This is a genomic window from Nitrospina sp. P1_D6, assembly GCF_052156615.1.
In the GTDB taxonomy this organism is placed as follows: domain Bacteria; phylum Nitrospinota; class Nitrospinia; order Nitrospinales; family Nitrospinaceae; genus Nitrospina.
The window spans coordinates 79,525-101,377 of the sequence record NZ_JBQKUN010000001.1 but is presented as its reverse complement, the minus strand read 5'-3'; the positions used below and the strand labels follow the sequence as shown (position 1 = coordinate 101,377).

Sequence of the window (21,853 nt, the reverse complement as noted above, 5' to 3'; positions counted from 1 at the left end):
GGAAACTGGCCAATCAGGGGGGATTGATGAAGCCAGCCGGGACCGGGCCAAAAAGCCGTTAAATTTCAACGACAACTTTATAGCCCGTTTGGGGTAAGGTTATATATCTTTATTTTTTGCGCGCAGTTCCGCTTCGAATTTTTCCCGCTCGATACGAAGCTTTTCGAGGAATTTGTCCACGCCACCATATTCTTTTTCGTAGTGGGCACGGATGGTTTCGACAGTTTCAATGGTGTCGGAGTTTTCCCCAACCAGGCACTTTCCGTGACGGTCACAGGCCCAGACGGGATAATCCTTTTCCACCTTGTCCTGCAAATCCTGAGGGATGTTTTCACGGTGCGGCAGAGTGGAATAGCTGGGATCCACCCTCTCCTCGATGCGGTCCAGTTCCTTGACCAGGTCCTCGATGTGTTCGCCATCCCAGTCGCCGACATGGTCGTCTCCATCGGCGGACATGATGCGGTTTTTGATGACGGGATCGATCTCGACCTTGTCCAGTGAAAATCGGCGTTGGTGTTCGGAAGGCATAACCCTTTCTCTCCATTGATTATCGATGACGGTATGCCCCAAACCGTACACCATTTGATGTGAAATCGAAACCTCAAATTGGGTTTTAACGGTCGCCTTCTCCCTCCACGGAGCGGGCAACGCGAAAACCCAGTATGTAATGCCGATGACCGGGGGGGCCCCGGTAGCGTGTGGCTGAACGCACATAGGTGACGAGGTTGGTCACGGCTCCGCCGCGGCGGGTTTTGAAACGTCCGGTTTCGGGTCCTTTGGGATTGTCACGCGGACTTTTGGAGTAATATTCCGGATCGTACCAGTCGCTCACCCACTCCCACACATTCCCCAGCATGTCATACAACCCGAACGGATTCGGCTTGCGCGTGCCGACGGGGTGGGTCTGGAACTCGGCCGAACCGTAATACCAGACGTAGTCGTTGTCGATTTCGTCTCCCCAGTAATAACGCGTGGTGGTGCCGCCCCGTGCGGCCCGTTCCCATTCCGCTTCCGTGGGCAGGCGGTACACATCCGTGCTTTCCGTTTCATTGAGCTTTTGGATGAACTCCTCAGCATCGTTCCACGAGATGCGCTCCACCGGGCGGCGGGGTCCTTTGTACTTCGATGGATTCCTGCCCATCAACTTTTCGTACTGCTCCTGCGTCACCTCGTAGCGCCCGATGTAGAAGTCACCGACACACACCTCGTGAGCCGGGCGTTCGTAATCGTAACCCCGGTCATCGCCCATCATGTAACAGCTGCCCGGTATGCGCACCAGCTCGATTCCGGTGGAAGGGGAGACGACCACTTCCGGATCGGCCTGTCCGCCAAGCACCGTTGTCACGGAAAACAGGAACAACACCAGCGCCTTAAAGGAAACAGAAAAAAGTTTCATTTCGAAAAGAACTCAGAGAAAGAGAGCAGGTCGAAGAACAACATGAAAACGAATTGTGGTGTCGGCTTGAAAGCCAATATAAAGGTTTCGATTTTAACAGAAGCAACCTGACAGGGTCACCTTCTTTGAGACGTTGGAACGGCCTTCACCTCGCTGGAACTTCGGTTCGCATCTGTAATATTTTTATAAGTTTGTTCGAATAATTCCGCAGACACTTTGAAAGGAGTTTGTCTTCATTCCTTTCCGTCTTAAAAGGACGCTTATTACAAAATGCATTAGGAAAATAATTTCAAAGTTTTCGCTTTGAAAAGCCGATTCTGCCCCATTTTTGCGCTATGCGCAGAAACCTGATTTCGATATGATTGCCAGAAACAACCGCTTTCCAGGTAAGGATCATGCCCGCTCGTTTTCCTATTTCACCCGGTTCCGGTCCACCCCATTCCCGTATAACAGGCCTTCTTCTCTGGCTGTTTGCAATCCTGGTTCTTCCTGCCCCTGTCCTCTCTGCTTTGCCTCAGCAAAGCGAGTATCATCAATTCGGTGGTGCCACCCTGAGCGTTCCCAACGAATACAAAACGTCGAACTGCACCCAGGTCCGCAGTCAGCTTTTTCACAAGCAGAATACCAACTCGGTTCCCGTTACCCAGGTTGCGGAAAGCGCGTGCGAGTCAGACATCGAGGTGACCCTGCCCGACGTGCACGAGACCCTGCAGCACTTCGACCTGGTCATTGAAGTGAACAAGGGAGAGCGCTGGGAACACCTCGACACCATTCCCATTACCGCCTTTCCCCGGGACATGTTCAAATCGTTTCGTGAATGGGCGAAGGACCACAAGCTGATGGTGGCCGACAGCGAGGGCAAGCTGGAAGCCTTCCTGAAGGAACAGGAAATTCCTTTTACCAGCGCATTCGGTTTCGAACCCCCTTCCCCCCGGGCCATCATGAAGGTAGGCAAGCGGGAATACGTGTTCAACGAAATCGAAACGCCCTTCCCCAAGATCTGGATCAAGGACAGGCAGGTGATTTTCGAGTTGCGGTTCCTGGACCAGCTGTCCACCAATCCCCTGGCACAGAAAGAACTGCTCCAGGTTCTCAAGCAGGACATGGATTGATTGGCGGCCCCTCTCTTCTTCCTTATAAATCCATATTGATTCTTTTACAGATTCTGCGAAACTGAATTTTGTCGAATGAACCGGGATGGAGAGGAAGATGAGATCTGCAGGTGAGGGAGCGAAGGCGTTTGCCATCTGGGGTGCGCTGGGGTTTTTGCTGGTCGTTCCCCTTTTGTTCATTGACTGGACAAATCCCCCTGCCTATCCAAAACTGGAGCAGGCGGTGAAGGTGGTCCGATACCTGTCCTCTCCGCGGCAGGTCTCCCGCTCCTCGTTTTCCGCGATGTTCCCCGACCAGCGCCCGACCGAATTTGTGAAATGGATGTTCTCCACGGTTGGCAAGGCCAACTGGCCGCCTTCGGAGAATGGTCACAGAGATGAAGTCGAGGCCGCCAAATCCCTACGCATCCCCCTCATCCCTAAGGACACATTGATCGTTCCGGGACAACCCCACCTGAACAAAGCCGGGCGCCAACTGGTGATCAAGGGCGACGACCGGCGCGGCGTGCTGGTGGCCGAGGCTCATTTCGATTCGCGTCATCCTCCCGTATTCACCCGGGAGATCCCGTTCAATCCCCCGAAATAGAAGATTGGGTCCTCTTGACAAAGAGGGTAAAGAAAGGAAACAATTCAAATACCTGTCTTTTCAGGAAATCTTTTTTCTCTGGTAGGGAGTGGATAATGAAAAAGTATGAAGTTCACAGCGTGTGCGATGCCTGCGGGGATGTGCACCCCACCCGCCACCACGTGTTGCTTGAAAACGGCCCGGACAATACGCAAAGTGTGGAAGAATTCTGGGAGGGGAAGGACCTTCCGACGGATGTCAAAAATGTGCTGGCCAACCCGTTTCAATGCCCCACCACAAAATCCTTTATCAAACAGGAAGATACAGAACAGGTTTACCTGGTTCCCCTTTCATATACCTGAGACAACCTCTTTTAGGGAGTGACATCTACAAGAGGCAGGGCTAGTTCTTGAGGTAACGGGTCACCTTTTCTTCAAGTTGAACCAGTTCAATGGGTTTGTGAAGAACATCGGTTGCCCCCTGCTTCATGCATTCTTCAACACCGTCCAGGTAGGACTGGGCGGATACGATGATCACCGGAGTGTCGGAGTCGATTTCCCGGATTCGTTTCAACATCTGGTAACCATCCATGATGGGCATGCGTACATCGAGAACCACGAGGCAGGGCTTGCTATCGAAAAATTTCTTCAAGCCGGCCTGTCCATCTTCAGCCGTTTCCACCCTGTAATCCAGGGAATGAAAGAATTCATTTAAAATCTGGCAGCTGTCGGGATCATCGTCCACTACCAGTATCAGGTTCTTTTGAATCATTCTGACCTCGGAAATAACGGACTCAAATAATTTCGGCATCACGAAAAGAAAGAGGCATTTTAAATCACCATTTTCCAATCGGCAACGCCTCATTTTATACAAAATTTATATAAATTCAATTGTTTTGGATAGCCTATGTCAATTGATGGAAAAAACATCCTTATCATCATGCCAAATAACCAGTTCGATGGAGACGAACTTCTGGGTTTGCTTGAAGCCCTGGAACCCACTGGAGCGCGGGTCGTGGTCCTGTCCAAATCGGGACGGGAGGCCACCGGCATGAAGAAGGAACGGTTCACCCCCGACGGCACGATCATCGACTGGAACAAGCAGGAAGGGGTTTCCGGAAAATACCACGCCATCGTGCTGACAGGCGGCAAAGGAGCGGCCAAATCCCTGTGGAACGACCCCATCGTGCCGCAGATCCTGGTCGACCATCACCGCGCGGGCAGCATCATTGCTGCCATCGGTACCTCCATTGTGGTCGTGGGAAAAGCCGGCCTGTTGCCGGGCCGGGCGGCCTGCCCCGGGGATTCCGCCGCCCGATCGGAACTCGAAAACCAGGGCATCCCCTGCGAAGAAGTGCCGGTTCTGGCCGACGATCGCATCGTGACCGCCAACGGCTGCTCCTCAATACAACCCTTGGTGGAAAACCTTGTGTACATAATGTAGGAAATTCCTCCTAATAAAATAACTTTATTAGGTAGCATATTCCCAAGGCATTCCGAATTCCTGAAATTAAATCCAACCAATTTGAAAAAAATTTCACCCCCTCCTGATTCATTCAATTTTTTAGTATCGGCTATACCAAATTCTGTATTTAAAGTCGTTTTCATTTACAGCTTTTTTAGATTGACCCGAAGTCGGCGCACCATTTAACTTGCTCATAATAGCGAAGCGATACGGTTGTGGGGAATCGTTTTAGATTGTTTTACGTTTTCAAGCACGTTGAGTTATGAAATTGAAAAACAAGATATACCTGTTTGCCATCGGTATCAGCCTTGCCATCGGCCTGTCTGTTTATTCCCTCCTCCAGCGGTTTGAAACCGTCCTGCAGAACCGCATCGGCACCGAGCTTCACGACCTGGTTGAAGAAGCCATGGACACCCTTGACCGCAGCCTCTTTTTGCGGGTCGAGGAAGTGGAGCTGCAACCACTCGACATGTTTCTCGACCGCCTGTTTGAACGGTCTAACCAGGAATACGCTTCCATGCCGGACCGGGAAGCCTTCATCCAAAGAATTGATAAAGACTGGAAAAAGGGACTGGGCACCCCGGAAATCCGCAACATCCTGCTCAATCCCCTTTCCCGCGAATTCGAAAACAAAATTCGGTTCCTGAACAATAAATTCAAATTTTTCGTGTTCAGCGAGATCTTTGCTGTCAACCGGTACGGAGTCATCATGGGGACCTACCCGCGCACCACCGATTTCTACCAGGCGGACGAGACCTGGTATCAAAAGGCTATCCAGAGTCAGGACAGTCTTTCATTCGAGGATATTCACTACGACAAAAGCTCCAACGGGTACATCCTGACCGTTTCTAAAAAAGTCATCGACGATAAAGGGCAGTTCGAAGGACTGGTCCGGGCAGGACTCAATATCGAGTTGTTTGAAGAAATCCTGAATGACGTGCGGATAAAATCAGAATTGAGAACCCTGAAGTTCTTCCTGCTCAATGATAAAGGGCAAATCCTGGTTTTCGGTTCCAATCCCCTGGCTCCGAGACCCGCCAGCCTGGCAAGACATTTTGGCAAGGACTTTTCCCATTGGGCTGAAGTCCAGGCCGCGCTGAATGAAGGACGCGGATTTCATTATGGCCCGACGGATTACGGTCCGTCCCTGACGGCTTACACCACTTCCGATGGCTGGCAGAACTTCAAGGGCATCGGCTGGAACCTGGTCGTTATGGTGGACCGCGAGGAAGTACTGGCGCCGGTCTCGGAACTCAAGACCCATTTGATGGTGGGTTTTCTGATTCTGGCTGCTTTCCTGGCCCTGATTACGGGATGGTTTATGCGCCATACACTAAGACCGATGGAACGGCTGACCCGGCAGGCGGAGGCCATCAGCCACGGCAACTGGGATATGGAACTGGCTGCAGACTCCAAAGATGAAGTAGGACTCCTCGCCCGTTCCTTCAACCGCATGACCAGCGTCATCAAGAAGCACCAGGATGAACTGGAAGAGCAGGTCATCGAACGCACGCGAAAGGCCTTCCAGGCGGAGAAAGCCGCCAAAGAAGCCCAAGAGATGGACAACGCCAAAAGCCTGTTCCTGGTGAACATGAGTCACGAAATCCGCACCCCGCTCAATGCCATTCTCGGGTACAGCCAGATACTGAGAAGGGGCGCCAACCTCACCGATGAGCAAAAAGAAAAAATCAACATGGTGTACCGGTCCGGGGATCACCTTCTTTCACTCATCAATGACATCCTGGACGTTTCCAAAATCGAGGCCCGCAAGGAAAACCTCGACCGGATTGAATTCAACCTGACAGCCCTGATTCACCAGCTGGCGGAAATCACGCGCATCGACTGCCAGCAAAAAGACCTCCAGTTCAAAATGGAATCGTTTCCGCTGGATGAGGAGCGCTGGGTGTGGGGCGATGAAGGCAAAATCCGCCGGGTGCTGGTGAAACTGTTGAGCAATGCCGCCAAGTTCACCGACCAGGGCGGAGTGCTGTTCCGTGTCACGCCAAAGAAAAACGATGAGTTCTTATTTGAAGTCATCGACACCGGCCCCGGCATCCCCAATGAAGAACACAAGGTTATCTTCGTACCGTTCCGGCAGGGAAACATCGGTCAGCAGAAAGGCGGCACCGGCATGGGCCTCACCATCGCCCAAAGGCTGGTGGACATCATGGACGGTCAATTGAAATTCGATACCAAGCCCGGAAAAGGAACCCGTTTTTATTTTTCACTGATCCTCCTGAAAGTGGAAAGAAAGGTCGACGCAGACCTGATGCTTCAAAACATCGAGGCGTCCGCGCAGGATGCCAATATCCAGGCTCTTCTGGTGGACGACAACATGGCCAACCTGGACATTCTGAAGGAACTGATCTCCACCATCGGCGCCGAGGTGCAAATGGCGGAGGACGGGGAAAAGGGATTGAAACTGATCGAAAACTGGAAACCGGACATCATTTTCCTCGACCAGCAGATGCCGGGCATGTCCGGCTCCGAAGTGATGAAACGAATTCATGAGAAGTACGGCAAGGAACGGTTCAAAATCGTCATGACCACCGCATCCACCCTGACGCACCAGACCAAGGAATTCATTAATTTAGGCGCCGATGCCGTGCTGAGAAAACCGGTGGTCTACGAAGATCTTCTGACCATCACCCGGAAACTGCTGAAAGACAAGTTCCGGCAAACGGCCGATGGTTCGGGAAGCCCTTCCTCTTCCCAGAAAGGGACCAATGGAGGTTCCGAGCAGAAGCTGGATTACGAGTCCATCCACATTCCCCAGGCTCTCTGGGACGGCCTGGCACGCCATGCCCGCATGGGCCTGTTTCTTGAGTTTGAAAAAGACCTCAATGAACTGAAAGTGCTTGGAGACAAGGAAGCCGAACTGGCCGATCGGCTTTACAAACTGAGCCGCTTGTACGAGTCGAAAAAGATTCTGGACATCCTCAAGAAGGTTCGACATGGGGATAATAGTTGAATATTGCCCGGCTACCAAACATGCTTCGTGCCCAACCTTATAGCTAACTCCTTTCCAACAAGCTTGACAATTCCCTTCCTGTTTGTTCAAAAGATTTTATCTAAATTAATAATTGTAAAGCATGGGGTTAGAAGTATTACCGCCCCGGGCCCTAACCCTGTAACTGGGTACTCGTTTAACTTTCGCAAAACAATTTCCAACCTTTAGAAGGATTTCTAATGCTTATTTTGTTTTGTTAACATTCCGTTTTGAGTCAACATTTTTGGTCTAAACCCATCCATAATAATTTATACTTTAAAGAGTTCTGGCTCCGACCACAAATTCAGAGAAAATTTTCGGTCTTGTAAATTTTACTGGTCCAAGCGTGTTTTTTTACGGTTTCTTTAATTTATCTTGGCTTTATATCTTTAGAACCCTTAAATTTGGAATAAACGCATATTGAATAACCTTCCAATCTCTACTTGTATGAAGGGGGGTGGAGAGTCGGTATTCAAGCAAAAATAAAAATTTGAACTTTCCATTGGCTCAAGCATAGGGTCTCCTTTGCCTTTCATAAGCTGGGAGTTGGTGAAGCCGTTAGTTGCTCAAAGATGCAGGGGGTGAAAAGAAATTGGAGTTGCAAAAACCTCTTTCATCGTTTTTGGAGTGGTTAAAGAGCAAATCAGTTGATTAGCAAACTTCAGAGACTTATGCATGAAGGTTTATTTGCCAGCAAAAAAAATTTGGGTCAAACCTGCCCGGGTTTTCCGACTTGGACTGAATTCAGGATTATCTCTATCAAACCGCCTGAAATTCCGGCAAGGCATCCGCTTTCCAAGGTTTCCATTCCGGAAACTCCATCACGCTTGTATTGCAAACACAGACCGTTTAAATTCTTCCAACCAGCACCAACCCTTCTTTTTTTCACAAGCTTTTGATTTTCACCCCAAATCTGGATCGGTCCTTTTACAGGACTCAACGCAGGGTTTGGTTTGTGCTCCTTCTATTTACCGAATTTGCTTTCCGACCCGTTTTCAGGCCGGAGCAGGAAAACTCATACAAAACACCTCATCGAATGAATGAGTTGATTTATGGAAACCCCAACCCAATTTCCTGATTCGGAAGAAAGCAAAGATACAGGTAAGGTCCGGGCTACACGCATGCCCCCTGGCATCACGTGGGCTGTTCTGGCGGTGTGTTTCGTGCCCCTGTTCCTGAACCTGATGGGTTACGACTTCGGCTCCCAACCCGCACCCCTGGACCCGGCTGTGATCAGCCAGCTGTCCCCTGAGGAACTCAAGGAAAGGGCCATTCACTCTCAGTCCGGGGCATTTGTTCATACGATTCTTGAATGGAGCGCCTTTGCCGCGGCCATCGTGGTCTTCGTCCTGGCCCTGTTCAATTTCTATTTCAACCGGGACATGACCCTGCCCATCATCGCCATGGCCTTTTTGTGTGCAGGCATGGTGGATGCGTTCCACACCCTGGCGTCTGACCGCTTGATTGAAGGCAAAGCCATGGCCACCAACCTGGCGCCATTCACCTGGGCCATCTCCCGCGTCTTCAATGCCATCATCCTGATCGCCGCAGTGATGCTGTTGATGCGGTCCGGCCACGACAAAAGCACGGATCAGTTGAAGTTTCTGGCTGGCATCGGGTTCATTTTTGCGTTGGTGGCCTATGCGGTTATCCAGTATTGCGCCTCCAGCACCGAGCTCCCGCAGACCATGTTTCCGGACGCCCTGTTCACCCGCCCCTGGGATGTGGTGCCCCTGATTCTCTTCCTGTTCGCTGGAATCTTCCTGTTTCCCCGCTTCTACAAGCGGGAGAAAACGGTATTCGTGCACTCGGTGATGGTCAGCATGGTCGCCAATGTCCTCACCCAGGCGTACATGGCGTTCGGCTCCGAGGCCCTGTTTGACAACGCCTTCAACGTCGCCCATTTCCTGAAAATCGTGGGGTACCTGGTTCCCTTCGTCGGACTGGTCTTGGAGTACAAAAACACGCTGGGCACGTTTGTGGACACCATCCAGAAAAACGAAACCACTATGGTCCAACTGAAGGAAGCCGAGGCCGTTGCAACTCACCAGGGATGGGTCAAAACGGGGATCTCCGACCTGTTCGAAATCATGCAGAAGTCAGACACCCTGAAAAGCGCTTCCCAGCAAATCATCGGTTTCATGGTTCAGCGGCTGGGAATACAGATGGGCGCGCTGTACCTGGCGCAGGGAAAGACTTTGTATTTTTCCGCCGGGTATGCCTACGCCAACCCTCATAAACTGACCGAGAATTTCCAGTTTGGCGAAGGGTACGTCGGTCAGACCGCCGTTGACAGGAAAAGCCTCCTTGTCCGGGAAGTTCCGGACGAGTATTTCAGAATCAAATCCAGCCTGGGCGAAGCGCCTCCCAAAACGCTCCTTTTTGTGCCCCTGATTACCGAAAGGGACGTGGTGGGCGTCGTCGAGTTATGCTCACTGCAGGAGATCACCGGCAACCATCTGGAATTCGTGAACCAGGCCGCCGACGCCATAGCCTCCAAAATTTCCCTCGAAATCGCCCAGGAGCGGATCAAAGACGCTTTGGAAGAGTCGCGTGCCCAGGCCGAGGAGCTGGCACAGCAGCAGACGGAATTGCAGGAAGCCAACCAGGAGCTGGAAGTCCAGACAAACGCCCTCAAGGAATCCGAGTACAAACTCGTGCAGCAGCAGGGAGAGCTCCAGGAAACCAACCGCCAGCTGGAGGAGCAGGCCTCCATTCTGGAAATCCAGAAGCAGGAGATCGAAGCCAAGAACGAGCTGGTCAACCAGAAGGTCAGGGAGCTGGAAATCGCGAGCAAGTACAAGTCCGAGTTCCTCGCCAACATGTCGCACGAATTGAGGACCCCTCTCAACAGCATGCTCATTTTGTCCCGGCTGCTCTCCGACAACAAGGACGGCAACCTCACCACCAAGCAGGAGGAATTTGCCAGGACCATCCACAGTTCCGGAAACGACCTGCTGAACCTGATCAACGACATCCTCGACCTGTCAAAGATCGAATCCGGCAACATGGAAATGATCCTGGAGGAAGTCAGCCTCGAGCGGTTTGTCGATACCGTGAAACGCAACTTTCAGCCGCTGGCCGACGATAAAAAACTGGATTTCGCGGTCGAACTGGACCCTGCCCTTCCGGACAGCATGGTTTGCGACGCCAAGCATCTGGAACAGGTGCTTCGCAATTTGCTTTCCAATGCCTTCAAATTCACGGAAAAAGGAGGCATCACCGTTCGCATTAGCCGCCCTTCCTCCGACACCGTTCTGGCCAACAAAGACCTGAGTGTGGACTCCACAATTGGTTTCAGCGTCATCGATACGGGCAAAGGCATTCACGAATCCAAACGGGCCCAGATTTTCGAAGCCTTTCAACAGGAAGACGGCACCACCAGCCGCAGGTACGGCGGTACCGGGCTGGGATTGTCCATCACGCGCGAATTCGTGCGCCTCATGGGCGGGGAAATTCAACTCCACAGCAGGCTGGGAGAGGGTTCCACCTTCACCGTGTTCATTCCTGAAAAGGTGGAACAGCCAGTCGGCATTCTTAAAACGGATACGGATGGGGACCATGGCGGTAACGGACGCAAATCCCGAAAAACCCGGGTCAAGTCCGAAGAGACCCAATCCACTCAAGTGGAGGACGACCGGCAGGAAATCCGTAAATTAGACCGCACCCTCCTCATCATCGAGGACGATCTGAAATTCGCCGAGGTGCTCAAAGACATGGCGCACGAAAAAGGGTTCAAATGCCTCATTGCCGATGACGGGGAAAACGGCATTGTGCTGGCTCAGCAGTTCCAGCCTTCGGCCATCATTCTGGACATTGGCCTGCCCGGCATCGACGGCCTGATGGTATTGGAGAAATTGAAAAACCATCCGGACACCAAACCGATTCCCGTCCATTTCATTTCCGCTTACGACAAGAACAAGGAAGCAATGGAACTCGGTGCCATCGGTTTCCTCAAGAAACCCGTCACCAAAGAGAAAATGGATGACGTGTTCTGCCGCATTGAAAAGGTGATATCAAAGAGCATCAAAAACCTCCTGGTGATCGAAGACGAAACCATCGTCCAGGACGAAATCAAGAAATTGCTGGGCAACGGAAAAACCAACGTCCTCCGGGCGATCACGGCGGAAGAAGGACTGAAGGCCCTGGAAGAAAACGAGGTGGACTGCATTGTCCTCGACCTTCACCTGGAAGGCATTTCCGGGTTTGATTTTCTGGAACAGATTAAAAAGAAAAAGAAATTAAAAAACATTCCCGTGATTGTCTACACCGCGCGAGACCTGACTTCCAATGAGGAAGTGAAACTCAAACGGTATTCGGAAAGCATCATCATCAAGGGCGCCCATTCCCTGGACCGGCTCATCGACGAAGCCACGCTGTTTCTTCACAAGGTCGTTCAGTCAGAGGGAAAAGAAAAAGACGAAAAGGATTCCCCCATGGATGCCAAAGCCTACGCCGGCAAGAATATTCTTCTTGTGGACGATGACCTGCGAAACGTTTTCGCCCTGGCACACGTGCTCGAGGAATACGAAATGAACGTAATCATCGCCAAGCACGGCAAGGAAGCCCTGGAACAGCTGGGAGAACACAAGAATGTCGATCTCGTCCTCATGGATATCATGATGCCGGAGATGGATGGTTACGAATGCATGAAAGAGATTCGGAAAAAGCCGGAATTCAAAAATCTTCCCATCATCGCATTGACCGCCAAAGCGATGAAGGGCGACAAGGAGAAGTGCCTGAAAGCGGGGGCCAACGATTACTTGACCAAGCCCGTTGACATCAACGTCTTGCTGAACCAGATCAGAATATGGGTACTTCATGAAAGCCAACACTGATCCTACGACCGTCTCCGAAGAAGAGCTCAATGAAAACCTGGAGTTGTGGGCACTTCTCGAAGTGATGTATCAGAAATACGGATATGATTTTCGCAATTACAATTACAGTTCCATCCGCCGCCAGTTGAAACGGCGCATGGAGGCGGAAGGGATCGGCTCCATTTCGCAAATCCAGCACCATATCCTGAACAACAAGGAACTGTTCCATAAAGTTGTTTCGGATTTTTATATCAATGTCACGGAGTTGTTCCGCGACCCGGCTTTCTTCAAGGCTTTGAGAAACCATGTGATTCCCCTTCTCAAATCCTATCCGTCCCTGAAGATCTGGCACGCGGGATGTGGCACCGGGCAGGAAGTTTATTCCATGGCCATCATGCTTATGGAAGAAGGTCTGTTTGAAAAATCGCAGATTTATGCAACGGACGTCAACACCGAAGCCCTGAAAAAAGCACGGGAGGGGATTTTTCCCGTAGAACTCATAAAAGAGGATACACACAACTACCTGGAAGCAGGCGGCCTGGAAACCCTGACTAAATACTGCACCGTGAATTACGGAAACGTCATCATGAATGCGGAGCTTAGAAAACACATCTCATTTTTTGACCACAACCTGGTGACGGACAGCTCCATGGGGGAAATGAACCTGATTTTTTGCCGGAATGTCCTGATTTACTTCAACAACAATTTAAAGCAGAGGGCGATCCGAATTTTCTGGGACTCCCTGTGCCACAAGGGATTTTTCTGCGCCGGGGCCAATGAGCGCTTGCTGGGGGAAGAAAACGAGACGATGTTTGATGTATTTGACGACAAAAACAAAATTTACAGAAAACGGAAGGCGGCTTGAAAACAGATTCTCGCTGTTCATTGGGGAGGGACATGAACAAACCAGTAAAAGTCGCAATAAATTTAACCTCTGAAAAAGATAATAATATGGAAGACACGCAAATTGACGACCGCCCCCACGTACTCATTGTTGACGACGTGGAGGCCAATTTGATCGCCCTGGAAAGCCTTCTTGAAGAGGAAAAATGCCGAATTGTTCGTGCAGATTCCGGAAAGCAGGCCCTGGAAAAAGTCCTGGAGTATGACTTCGCACTCATCCTGCTGGATGTCCAGATGCCCAATATGGATGGCTACGAGACCGCGTCCCTCATTCGTGGAATAGAAAAAACCCGCTACATTCCCATCATCTTCATTACTGCTTCCAGCAAGGAAGAACCTTATGTTTTCAAGGGCTACCAGAAAGGGGCGGTGGATTACCTGTACAAACCCCTCAACCCCCTGATCCTGAACAGCAAGGTTCGGATTTTTCTCGATCTTTACAAACAAAAAAGGCTCATTCAGAAGCAGGCCAAAAACCTGAAGCTTCAGCTTGAAGAAACAGCACATTTGAAAAACGCGGCTGATCGGGCCAATAAAGCCAAGTCGGAATTTCTTTCCGCCATGAATCATGAAATCCGTACCCCGCTGAACGCTATCTTCGGCTATGCCCAGATCATGAAACTGGATGAAGCCAGTCTCACCCCCAGGCAGCGCAACGGGGTCGAGGGCATTTATCGCGCCGGGCAGCATTTGATGCGGTTGATCGACAATGTGCTCGATCTGGCCAAAATTGAAGCTGGCAGGATGAGCGTCGATGTTCAGGATTTCGATCTTGTTGAAATCCTTTTCGACCTCACCGTCATGTTCGAACAGGTCTGCAGGGGAAAGGGAATTGATTTTTCAATCGAAGGACTCTCCATGGAGGAACCCTGCTGGGTTTTTGGAGACGATCAAAAACTTCGCCAGGTATTGATCAACCTCATCGGCAATGCCACCAAGTTCACCGAAGATGGGGGGATCACATTGAAGGTCAAGTACCTTGGAGAAGCCCGGTTTCAATTTGACGTCAAGGACACGGGCAAGGGCATTCCAAAAGAAAAACAGGCCATGGTCTTCGAACCGTTTTGCCAAACCGAGCTTGGGCAGGCCAAGGGGGGCACCGGACTGGGGCTGGCCATATCGAAAAAGTTTGTCGAACTGATGGGCGGCGAGATGAAGCTGGTCTCGGAAGAAGGCCAAGGCAGCTGTTTCTATTTCAATATTCCGCTTTTTCCGGCGGAATCCAAACCTAAAGTCAACGGCATCTTTGAATCCCACCGGTACAGACTACCGCCTGAAAAAAGCGTGCGGGCCCTCATCGTCGATGATGTGCCAGACAACGTCGATATCCTTTCTCAGCTATTGGCTGAAATGGGTCTGGAGGTCAGGTCTGCGGTGGATGGAAAAGAGGCCGTCGAATCGGTAACGGCATGGAAGCCGGATATCGTTTTCATGGATTACCAGATGCCTGTCATGAACGGGTTTGACGCGGCAAAGGAAATCCGGGCTCTTTACGGTGACGATTCCATTAAAATCATCCTGCTTTCCGCCTCCGTACTTTCCCACGAAAAAGAAGACATTCTGAAAGAAAACGTGCACAATGGCTTCCTTTCCAAACCGTTCCTGCAGAAAGAAATCGTGACCATCCTGGAACAGCTACTGAAATTGAATTTCGATTCTGAAGACGAATAGCGATTATTCCTCGATTGCCTTCTTTCTGCTTAATCACTTCCCCTGGTATCGAATCCCCGGAATTTATTTTCTGGCCAAACGATCGGAAAGACACCCTTCAAAGCGCATTTCATCGATAAAATTAAAATGGCCTGCCGGAAAACCCGCAAGCCATTTCATACTGCATTTTGGTACCCCCGACTGGATTCGAACCAGCGACCTACGGATTAGGAATCCGTTGCTCTATCCTGCTGAGCTACGGGGGCGTGTATTTTGAATTCAAACGTTGGCGACATGAGGCCGGGCCATCCTGCTCGCTATTCATCAAGCGGCCACTTGCCGAATCATACCACGCAACTCATACCCCATAAATCGATTTTTGGCCCCCCGCAACGGCGCAAGCCTCATTCCCCCTTCAAACCAAAAGTCTTATAATGAGATGCTGAAAGGACCGGACGGCCATGGCAACCAGACCTGCCAAAGCGAATGAACAACCACCCATCATCTTTTTCGACGGGATGTGCGGACTGTGCAACGGGTTTGTGGATTTTCTCATCCGTGCAGACAAGGCGCAGGTGTTCCGCTTCTCTCCATTACAGGGGGAAGCCGCGGGCCGGGTGCTGGGCACAACCGGGGAGTACTCATTGGACAGCGTGGTTCTGGTGGAGGGGGATCGCGTCTCCAGCAAATCCACAGCGGCTTTGCGCATTTTCCGCCGCCTGGGGGGAATCTGGTCCCTATTGTGGGCATTACGGTGGGTGCCCCTACCTGTTCGCGACGGGATCTACGAATGGATCGCCAGGAACCGTTACCGTCTGTTCGGGGAAAAGGAAACCTGCCGCATTCCATCTCCGGAAGAACGCACCCGTTTTCTCGATTGAATTCAATTCACGCCAGAGCCGGGGCGGTGCCAAGGGAATCGATCAACCCGCGCGTGCGTTCGCGCGAACTTTGGGGAAGCTGGCAGTCCGCAAGCATTTTTTCAAGGAATGAAATTCCTGCCTCGGGTTTGCCTCTTTCAAAAAAGCATTCAAACAACTGCATGTACAAAGAAGGAAATCCTTTGTAGGACTCGCAAAGGTGATCGCCGATCCCAATGGCATACTCCAGTCCGTCCGGCCGATCCAGACACCAGACAATTCCCTTCATGTACCCATCGATTTCAATCTGCACTTCCTCCTGAAGCCTTTCAGGCGTCAAAACGTGTTTGTACAATTCCGAGACCCGGTAATCGCCGACAATCACATCCATGATGTCCGGCAGGTCTTCCCGCTTGCCGTTGGTCAACCCGTAAAACCGGTGGACAATGAGTCCTGTGTTCATTTCATACTGTTTGTCCACACGGAAATACATCTGCATCAGGAAGCGTTCCAAATTCTTTTTTTCAAGCAGGCCCGGATACACAAAGGCATGGCGGCAGGCTCCATAGCCCATGGTGCCCTCCTGGGTCGGGACCGAAAAATAAAAAGCTCCGCCCGGCTTCAAAACCCGCCTGACCTCGGAGACCATTCGATGCGGGTTGGTCAAATGCTCGAAGGTCTCATAACTGTAAACCGCATCAAAAAAATCCGTCTCGTACGGTAGATCCTGCTCGCTCACATCAATCAGGGAGACATTGAATCCCCGGGACCGGGCGCGGTCCACGATATCCCGCCCGGCATCCACCCCATGCACTTCGTTGCCTGCTTCTTGCAGGCTCTGAAGCAGGGATCCCGAGCCAAACCCAATTTCCAGCACGCGGCCGTGGTGGATGTGTTCGAAACAACCCTGATCGACCCCGCTGGGCCGATACTCCTCGTAGGTGGCCTGGGCCACGGATTTCGTCATGATGCGAATCTCCCTGGTTATATTCTTAATAGATCGGGAGATTCGAAAATTTCCATTAGCCATTTTTGGCAAAAGGTGAGAAAAAGGGTGATTCGCTATCAAATTGTTCCGGAATTGCCGGGAATCCATGCTTTTTTCGAATCCTGGCTTCCTATTCACCCTTCCCCTTTGTTTGACTTCCCCAAAAACCCTCACCCGGCTTGATTCGACCGTTTCATTCGGTATATCATTTTCAGGAGTCACCGACTCCCCCAATACCCCGATAACCGACCTGAAGGCAAGGTTTAAAGGAGCGTTTCATGATCCGAGTCCGAGCCAGCCAGATATTCACCCATGCCGTGGAAGACGCGGTGGCGGCCAAAAAAATGCTGGATGAAGGCAAGCCCTTCACTGAAGTGGTGTCGCAGTACAGTACCTGCCCCTCGAAGGAAAACGGTGGCGACCTGGGCTGGATGCCGGAAGACAACGCCATGGCCCTCATGGGCGAAATTGGTGAACAGGACCAGGGTAAAATCCTGGGCCCCATCCATTCGCCTTACGGCTACCACATCCTCCAGATCACCGAGATCGAAAAAGAGGAAGGAACCGTCGTTTTCAACCCGGACACGCCCATGACCGAGGTCAACCGGGTCCTGCCGGAGGTCCACACCCTGCTCTTCAAACATTTCCACATCGGCATGCCGGTCACCGGTTACAAACCGGAGGAAACCATCTTCACGGTGTGCGAACAGCACGGCAAAACCGTAGGCGAGGTGCTGTCCCTTTTGAACCGGGAAGCCGGAAGCGGTCAGGCCCGCTTCATCACCCCGGAACAACTCAAGGAAAAAATGAAAAACGGCGAGCCCATCGTCCTGCTCGACATCCGCGAACAGTGGGAACGTGACATCGCCTGCATTGAGGAAGCCACCTTCATCACCCGCGAAAACTGCGAGTCGGTGCTGGCCGACCTCGCGCCCGAATCAGAAGTCGTGGTTGTGGACTGGAAAGGCGACCGCACCGAAAGCTTCCAGAAATTCCTCGGTCAACGCGGTTTCACCAACGTGCAGGGGATCGAAGGCGGTATCGACGCCTGGGCACAAAAAGTGGACACCCGCATGGCCCGTTACGACATCGACGAGGAAGACGACGACTACCGCTACGAGGATATATTCGATGATGCTCAATAACCCGTAACGGTTTTCTGGCAGGAAAGCTTCCCGCCGGGAGGTTTTCTTTTTTTGTCCTGCAAACACCGGGACACACTCACGTCGGGACTCATTCATGGCACCCCTGCTCAAGATCGAAAACCTGGTCACCTCTTTCTACATCGAAGAAGGCAAGGTCGAATCCGTGCGGTCGGTCAACCTGGAGATCGCGCGCGGTGAGACGGTGGCGCTGGTCGGCGAATCCGGTTGCGGCAAATCCGTCACCGCCCTCAGCGCCATGCGCCTCGTGCCCACCCCTCCCGGCCGTTACGAGAGCGGTCGAATCCTGTTCGACAACCGGGAAATACTCAAACTGTCCGAAGAAGAAATGAGGGACATCCGCGGAAACGACATCGGCATGATTTTTCAGGAACCGATGACCTCCCTCAATCCCATCTTCACCGTAGGCGACCAGATCATCGAGGCGATCGTCCTCCACCAGAAAAAAACCGAGGCCGAAGCACGCAAACTCGCTATCGAGCTCCTCGATCGCGTGCGCATCCCTTCGGCCGAACAACGGGTCGACCAGTATCCGCATGAACTGTCGGGGGGCATGAAGCAACGGGTCATGATCGCCATGGCCATTTCATGCCGCCCCGCCCTGTTGATCGCCGACGAGCCAACCACAGCGCTCGACGTCACCATCGAGGCACAGATTCTCGACGTCCTCGCAAATCTGCGCGACGAAACGCAAATGTCCATCCTGCTCATCACCCACAACCTCGGGATCGTAGCGAAGTTCGCCGACCGGGTGGCGGTCATGTATGCGGGTAAGATCGTGGAAGAAGCGCCCGTGGTGGAGTTGTTTGAAAATCCCAGGCATCCCTACACCCGTGGCCTGCTGCGCTCGCTCCCCAGGGAGGAACCGGGCAAGCTGCTGGAGCCCATTTCCGGCACCGTGCCCAATCCTGTCAACATGCCTTCAGGATGCGCGTTTCATCCGCGTTGCCCCGATGCCATGGATGAGTGCAGCCGGGATATCCCACCCATGTACCGCACGGGTCCCAACCAGACCGCCGCCTGCTTTCTTTACAAAACCAACGCCGTGGCACAGGAATCATGAAATCCCTGCTCGAGTTGAAAAACCTGAAAAAGTATTTTCCCGTTTACGGTGGTGTGTTTTCCCATGTGGTGAACCAGGTGAAGGCGGTGGACGATGTGTCCCTCGACATCGGCGAACAGGAAATCCTGGGTCTCGTCGGCGAGTCGGGTTGCGGCAAAACCACGGTTGGCAGAATGACCCTGCGCCTCCTCGAACCCACCGCGGGCCAGATTGTTTTCCATGGTCGCGATATCACGCAACTTCCCAACCGGGAGATGGAACGCCTGCGGCCGAAAATGCAGATCATTTTTCAGGACCCGTTCAGCTCGCTCAATCCCCGATTCAACGTGGAACGCATTATTGGCGAAGCCATGCTGGTGCACGGCAAAGCCACCAGACAGGACCTGAGAAAGAAAATCGGTGAAGTGATGGAACAGGTCGGCCTGTCACCGCGCTACATGCGCCGCTATCCGCACGAGTTTTCCGGAGGCCAGCGGCAACGCATCGGTATCGCCCGCGCCCTGGCGCTCGACCCGGAGTACATTGTCTGCGACGAACCCGTGTCCGCGCTGGACGTATCCATTCAGGCGCAGATCATCAACTTGCTGCGCAAGCTCCAGCAGGAAAAAAACCTGACGATGCTGTTCATTTCGCACGATCTCAATGTGGTCAAGCATTTGTCCCAGCGTACGGCCGTCATGTACCTGGGGAAGGTGGTGGAGGTCGCCCCGACCGATGTGCTCAACCGCGAACCCGCACATCCTTACACCAAAGCGCTCCTCTCCGCCAAGCCGTCGCTCAATCCCCGTGACCGGGGTGGGAAGGTATCCCTTGGCGGGGATGTGCCCTCGCCCCTCAACCCTCCTTCCGGGTGCCGATTCCACACCCGCTGTCCGGAAGTGATGGACCACTGCAAACACGAGGACCCGAAAAAAGTCGAGCTTGGTCCCGGCCACGTCGTTTACTGCCACCTGTATACATGACGGGCCGTTCATGATCGACGACCTCCTTCACGTCCTGCAACTGGTCTCCCCATCTTTTCTCATTATCGGACTGGGATTCCTCTTTTGCCGCCGGGTTTCCATGGACCCCAAACCGCTGGTGCGGCTGACGATGGGGGTCCTGCTTCCCTGCTTCGCCTTTCACCATATCAGCGGCATGAACCTGGAAGGAGGCCTGCTGGGCAATGTCTTTCTCTCCGCCTGGATCATCCTGCTGTTGCCCGGGCTTCTTGCGTGGATCCTTTTGCGCAGGCGAAAAGAAATCGGACGGGGGGTGTACCTGCCCATCATGTTCATGAACTCGGTCAACCTTCCCTTCCCGATCATGCAGGCGGCTTACGGCGACGCGGCGATTCCTCTGGGGCTCATGTTTTTTCTCGCCTCGTTCATCGCCGTGTTCACGGTCGGATTGTTTCTCGTCTCCGCCGAGGGAGGCGCATTGCAGTTTTTGAAGGAACCGGTGGTCTATCTCGTGGCGTTGGGGCTTGCCGTCAATGCGTTTCAGGTTCCCCTTCCCCATTTCGTCCGGGAACCCGTGCGTATTCTGGCCGGGGCCAACATTCCCATGGTGCTTCTTATTCTGGGAATGCACCTGGCACAGGTGAGGGTGACTCAGCTCAAACTGACCTGGATGGTGGTCGGTTTCCGTTTTACCTTCGGACTGCTGGCAGGCCTTCTATGTACCGCCATCCTTCCGCTGGATGACCTCGCTCACAAAATAGTCCTTCTGGAGAGCATCATGCCCTGCGCCGTGATCAACATCCTGCTCTCCGGCAAGTACAACGCCAATCCGGATCTCGTGGCCTCCTCCATCCTCGTTTCCACCCTGCTGTCGCTTGCCATCATTCCCATCACCCTGCTGGCCCTGGGCTGACCCTACCCACAACCCCGGAAGTACCTGTAAAGTCAGATAATATTTGAATTTATCGTCACCCAACCCTCCAGTTCAGTCCATTTGTGCCGATAATTAAAAACGGGGCCGAAGTCAGGCCCGAAAAGTTCGGCGCAAACCGGCGGAAATCCCATAACCTAATGAAAACATTGCAGAAATTCGATTTTCATGGTAATTTTATTGGAATCCGAAATTCTGTCACGAGCACTTTCCCAAGGATTTGACCTGTGGATGCCGCATCCCTTGTAGGGGTCCTTTTAGGACTGGGGTTGATCATCGGGGCCATCTTCCTGGGCGGGGATTTGAGTCATTTTTTCAACCTGCCCGGAATCATGATCGTGGTCGGCGGAACCATCGCCGCCACCCTGATCACCTTCCAATTGAAAGACGTCATCGCCGCTTTCCGTGCGGCCATTTTCGTTTTCTCCGAAAAAAAGTCCGATCCCAACGACATGGTGGAGACCATGATCGAACTGTGCAGCATCAGCCGCCGCCAGGGATTGATCGCGCTCAGCCGCATCGAATACGAAAACGACCTTCTGCGAAAAGCCTGCAACCTGATTGCCGACGGATCGAAGGAAGAAATGATCCGCGACACCCTGAACATCGAAATCGAATCGATGAAACAGCGCCATTTCATCATCCAGGACATTTTCCGCAAAATGGCGTCCTATGCCCCCTCCTTCGGCATGATGGGGACACTGATTGGTCTCGTGCAGATGCTCCGTCAGCTGAGCAACCCGGACACCATCGGTCCCGCCATGGCCGTGGCCTTGCTGACCACGTTTTACGGGATGCTGTTATCGACTTTGTTTTTTCTTCCCATCGCGGGAAAATTGAAGGATCGGACCCTGGTGGAGTTGATCACCCTGGAAATCATGTTTGAAGGTGCCATTTCCATACTCGAAGACAACAATCCGGTTTTCGTTTATGAAAAACTGTCTTCATACGTCCCGGCCAAACGGCGACGTCCACCACGGCCCACTGGAGCGGCTTACCAGACGGGGTGAC

General features: G+C 52.4%; 18 protein-coding genes and 1 tRNA gene. 14 read left to right on the top strand and 5 right to left on the bottom strand.

The features are described from left to right. Positions 1 to 99: 99 nt before the first annotated feature. Positions 100 to 528 carry a hypothetical protein gene (locus ACTRXA_RS00440; RefSeq protein WP_442425236.1) on the bottom strand — a complete coding sequence of 143 codons (429 nt, stop codon included), beginning with the start codon at positions 526 to 528 and terminating at the stop codon, positions 100 to 102. 85 nt (positions 529 to 613) lie between these two features. After that, positions 614 to 1,396: a formylglycine-generating enzyme family protein gene (locus tag ACTRXA_RS00435; protein WP_442425235.1), complete on the bottom strand. Its 783-nt coding sequence runs from the start codon at positions 1,394 to 1,396 to the stop codon at positions 614 to 616. A 509-nt stretch (positions 1,397 to 1,905) separates the two neighbouring features. On the opposite strand from ACTRXA_RS00435, the gene ACTRXA_RS00430 reads away from it, so the two are divergent. The 3 genes from ACTRXA_RS00430 (at position 1,906) to ACTRXA_RS00420 (ending at position 3,435) form a co-directional block, all read left to right on the top strand. After that, entirely contained in the window at positions 1,906 to 2,508 is a 603-nt protein-coding gene (locus ACTRXA_RS00430; protein WP_442425234.1) for a hypothetical protein, read from the top strand. Between the two features lie 97 nt (positions 2,509 to 2,605). After that, on the top strand, positions 2,606 to 3,094 hold the full coding sequence (locus ACTRXA_RS00425; RefSeq protein ID WP_442425233.1) for a hypothetical protein: 489 nt from the start codon (positions 2,606 to 2,608) through the stop codon (positions 3,092 to 3,094). A gap of 95 nt (positions 3,095 to 3,189) precedes the next feature. Then, the gene (locus ACTRXA_RS00420; RefSeq protein ID WP_442425232.1) at positions 3,190 to 3,435 is read left to right on the top strand and encodes a hypothetical protein; all 246 of its coding nucleotides are present in this window, start codon (positions 3,190 to 3,192) and stop codon (positions 3,433 to 3,435) included. Between the two features lie 40 nt (positions 3,436 to 3,475). Here the strand turns inward: ACTRXA_RS00420 and ACTRXA_RS00415 are convergent, their stop codons facing one another. Continuing rightward, positions 3,476 to 3,844: a response regulator gene (locus ACTRXA_RS00415; protein WP_442425231.1), complete on the bottom strand. Its 369-nt coding sequence runs from the start codon at positions 3,842 to 3,844 to the stop codon at positions 3,476 to 3,478. A 135-nt stretch (positions 3,845 to 3,979) separates the two neighbouring features. Here ACTRXA_RS00415 and ACTRXA_RS00410 point away from each other — a divergent pair, with 135 nt between their 5' ends. From ACTRXA_RS00410 to ACTRXA_RS00390, 5 genes are all read left to right on the top strand, one after another. Next, positions 3,980 to 4,516 carry a DJ-1/PfpI family protein gene (locus tag ACTRXA_RS00410; RefSeq protein WP_442425230.1) on the top strand — a complete coding sequence of 179 codons (537 nt, stop codon included), beginning with the start codon at positions 3,980 to 3,982 and terminating at the stop codon, positions 4,514 to 4,516. A 283-nt stretch (positions 4,517 to 4,799) separates the two neighbouring features. After that, positions 4,800 to 7,508, top strand: coding sequence for an ATP-binding protein (locus ACTRXA_RS00405; protein WP_442425229.1), 2,709 nt, complete (start codon positions 4,800 to 4,802; stop codon positions 7,506 to 7,508). 1,139 nt (positions 7,509 to 8,647) lie between these two features. Continuing rightward, positions 8,648 to 12,364: a response regulator gene (locus ACTRXA_RS00400; RefSeq protein WP_442425228.1), complete on the top strand. Its 3,717-nt coding sequence runs from the start codon at positions 8,648 to 8,650 to the stop codon at positions 12,362 to 12,364. After that, positions 12,348 to 13,208 (top strand): CheR family methyltransferase, encoded by an 861-nt coding sequence (locus ACTRXA_RS00395; RefSeq protein ID WP_442425227.1) that lies wholly within the window; start codon positions 12,348 to 12,350, stop codon positions 13,206 to 13,208. The genes ACTRXA_RS00400 and ACTRXA_RS00395 overlap by 17 nt, the downstream gene beginning before the upstream one ends. An 86-nt stretch (positions 13,209 to 13,294) precedes the next feature. Then, positions 13,295 to 14,917 carry a response regulator gene (locus ACTRXA_RS00390; RefSeq protein WP_442425226.1) on the top strand — a complete coding sequence of 541 codons (1,623 nt, stop codon included), beginning with the start codon at positions 13,295 to 13,297 and terminating at the stop codon, positions 14,915 to 14,917. 168 nt (positions 14,918 to 15,085) lie between these two features. On the opposite strand, the gene ACTRXA_RS00385 is transcribed toward ACTRXA_RS00390, so the two are convergent. Further along, a tRNA-Arg gene (locus ACTRXA_RS00385) sits at positions 15,086 to 15,162 on the bottom strand. 195 nt (positions 15,163 to 15,357) lie between these two features. On the opposite strand from ACTRXA_RS00385, the gene ACTRXA_RS00380 reads away from it, so the two are divergent. Further along, a complete protein-coding gene (locus ACTRXA_RS00380) occupies positions 15,358 to 15,777 on the top strand; it encodes a thiol-disulfide oxidoreductase DCC family protein (RefSeq protein WP_442425225.1) in 420 nt (139 codons plus the stop codon). A 7-nt stretch (positions 15,778 to 15,784) separates the two neighbouring features. Here the strand turns inward: ACTRXA_RS00380 and ACTRXA_RS00375 are convergent, their stop codons facing one another. Then, positions 15,785 to 16,723, bottom strand: a complete 939-nt coding sequence (locus ACTRXA_RS00375; protein ID WP_442425224.1) for a class I SAM-dependent methyltransferase — start codon at positions 16,721 to 16,723, stop codon at positions 15,785 to 15,787. Positions 16,724 to 17,022: 299 nt separating this feature from the next. Between ACTRXA_RS00375 and ACTRXA_RS00370 the strand changes: the two genes are divergently transcribed. From ACTRXA_RS00370 to ACTRXA_RS00350, 5 genes are all read left to right on the top strand, one after another. Beyond that, positions 17,023 to 17,889 (top strand): rhodanese-like domain-containing protein, encoded by an 867-nt coding sequence (locus ACTRXA_RS00370; RefSeq protein WP_442425223.1) that lies wholly within the window; start codon positions 17,023 to 17,025, stop codon positions 17,887 to 17,889. A 94-nt stretch (positions 17,890 to 17,983) separates the two neighbouring features. Next, positions 17,984 to 18,970: an ABC transporter ATP-binding protein gene (locus ACTRXA_RS00365; protein WP_442425222.1), complete on the top strand. Its 987-nt coding sequence runs from the start codon at positions 17,984 to 17,986 to the stop codon at positions 18,968 to 18,970. Further along, the gene (locus ACTRXA_RS00360; RefSeq protein WP_442425221.1) at positions 18,967 to 19,932 is read left to right on the top strand and encodes an ABC transporter ATP-binding protein; all 966 of its coding nucleotides are present in this window, start codon (positions 18,967 to 18,969) and stop codon (positions 19,930 to 19,932) included. Before ACTRXA_RS00365 ends, ACTRXA_RS00360 begins: the two co-directional genes overlap by 4 nt. Positions 19,933 to 19,942: 10 nt before the next feature. Further along, positions 19,943 to 20,824, top strand: coding sequence for an AEC family transporter (locus ACTRXA_RS00355; protein WP_442425220.1), 882 nt, complete (start codon positions 19,943 to 19,945; stop codon positions 20,822 to 20,824). A gap of 245 nt (positions 20,825 to 21,069) precedes the next feature. Then, positions 21,070 to 21,852, top strand: a complete 783-nt coding sequence (locus tag ACTRXA_RS00350; RefSeq protein WP_442425219.1) for a motility protein A — start codon at positions 21,070 to 21,072, stop codon at positions 21,850 to 21,852. The last annotated feature ends 1 nt before the right edge of the window (position 21,853 follow it).

Bases quoted from the DNA above. Each gene is read 5' to 3' on its own strand.
- ACTRXA_RS00440 (WP_442425236.1), bottom strand. From the start codon at position 528: ATGCCTTCCGAACACCAACGCCGATTTTCACTGGACAAGGTCGAGATC.
- ACTRXA_RS00435 (WP_442425235.1), bottom strand. From the start codon at position 1,396: ATGAAACTTTTTTCTGTTTCCTTTAAGGCGCTGGTGTTGTTCCTGTTT.
- ACTRXA_RS00425 (WP_442425233.1), top strand. From the start codon at position 2,606: ATGAGATCTGCAGGTGAGGGAGCGAAGGCGTTTGCCATCTGGGGTGCG.
- ACTRXA_RS00420 (WP_442425232.1), top strand. From the start codon at position 3,190: ATGAAAAAGTATGAAGTTCACAGCGTGTGCGATGCCTGCGGGGATGTG.
- ACTRXA_RS00415 (WP_442425231.1), bottom strand. From the start codon at position 3,844: ATGATTCAAAAGAACCTGATACTGGTAGTGGACGATGATCCCGACAGC.
- ACTRXA_RS00410 (WP_442425230.1), top strand. From the start codon at position 3,980: ATGTCAATTGATGGAAAAAACATCCTTATCATCATGCCAAATAACCAG.
- ACTRXA_RS00405 (WP_442425229.1), top strand. From the start codon at position 4,800: ATGAAATTGAAAAACAAGATATACCTGTTTGCCATCGGTATCAGCCTT.
- ACTRXA_RS00400 (WP_442425228.1), top strand. From the start codon at position 8,648: ATGCCCCCTGGCATCACGTGGGCTGTTCTGGCGGTGTGTTTCGTGCCC.
- ACTRXA_RS00395 (WP_442425227.1), top strand. From the start codon at position 12,348: ATGAAAGCCAACACTGATCCTACGACCGTCTCCGAAGAAGAGCTCAAT.
- ACTRXA_RS00390 (WP_442425226.1), top strand. From the start codon at position 13,295: ATGGAAGACACGCAAATTGACGACCGCCCCCACGTACTCATTGTTGAC.
- ACTRXA_RS00380 (WP_442425225.1), top strand. From the start codon at position 15,358: ATGGCAACCAGACCTGCCAAAGCGAATGAACAACCACCCATCATCTTT.
- ACTRXA_RS00375 (WP_442425224.1), bottom strand. From the start codon at position 16,723: ATGACGAAATCCGTGGCCCAGGCCACCTACGAGGAGTATCGGCCCAGC.
- ACTRXA_RS00370 (WP_442425223.1), top strand. From the start codon at position 17,023: ATGATCCGAGTCCGAGCCAGCCAGATATTCACCCATGCCGTGGAAGAC.
- ACTRXA_RS00365 (WP_442425222.1), top strand. From the start codon at position 17,984: ATGGCACCCCTGCTCAAGATCGAAAACCTGGTCACCTCTTTCTACATC.
- ACTRXA_RS00360 (WP_442425221.1), top strand. From the start codon at position 18,967: ATGAAATCCCTGCTCGAGTTGAAAAACCTGAAAAAGTATTTTCCCGTT.
- ACTRXA_RS00355 (WP_442425220.1), top strand. From the start codon at position 19,943: ATGATCGACGACCTCCTTCACGTCCTGCAACTGGTCTCCCCATCTTTT.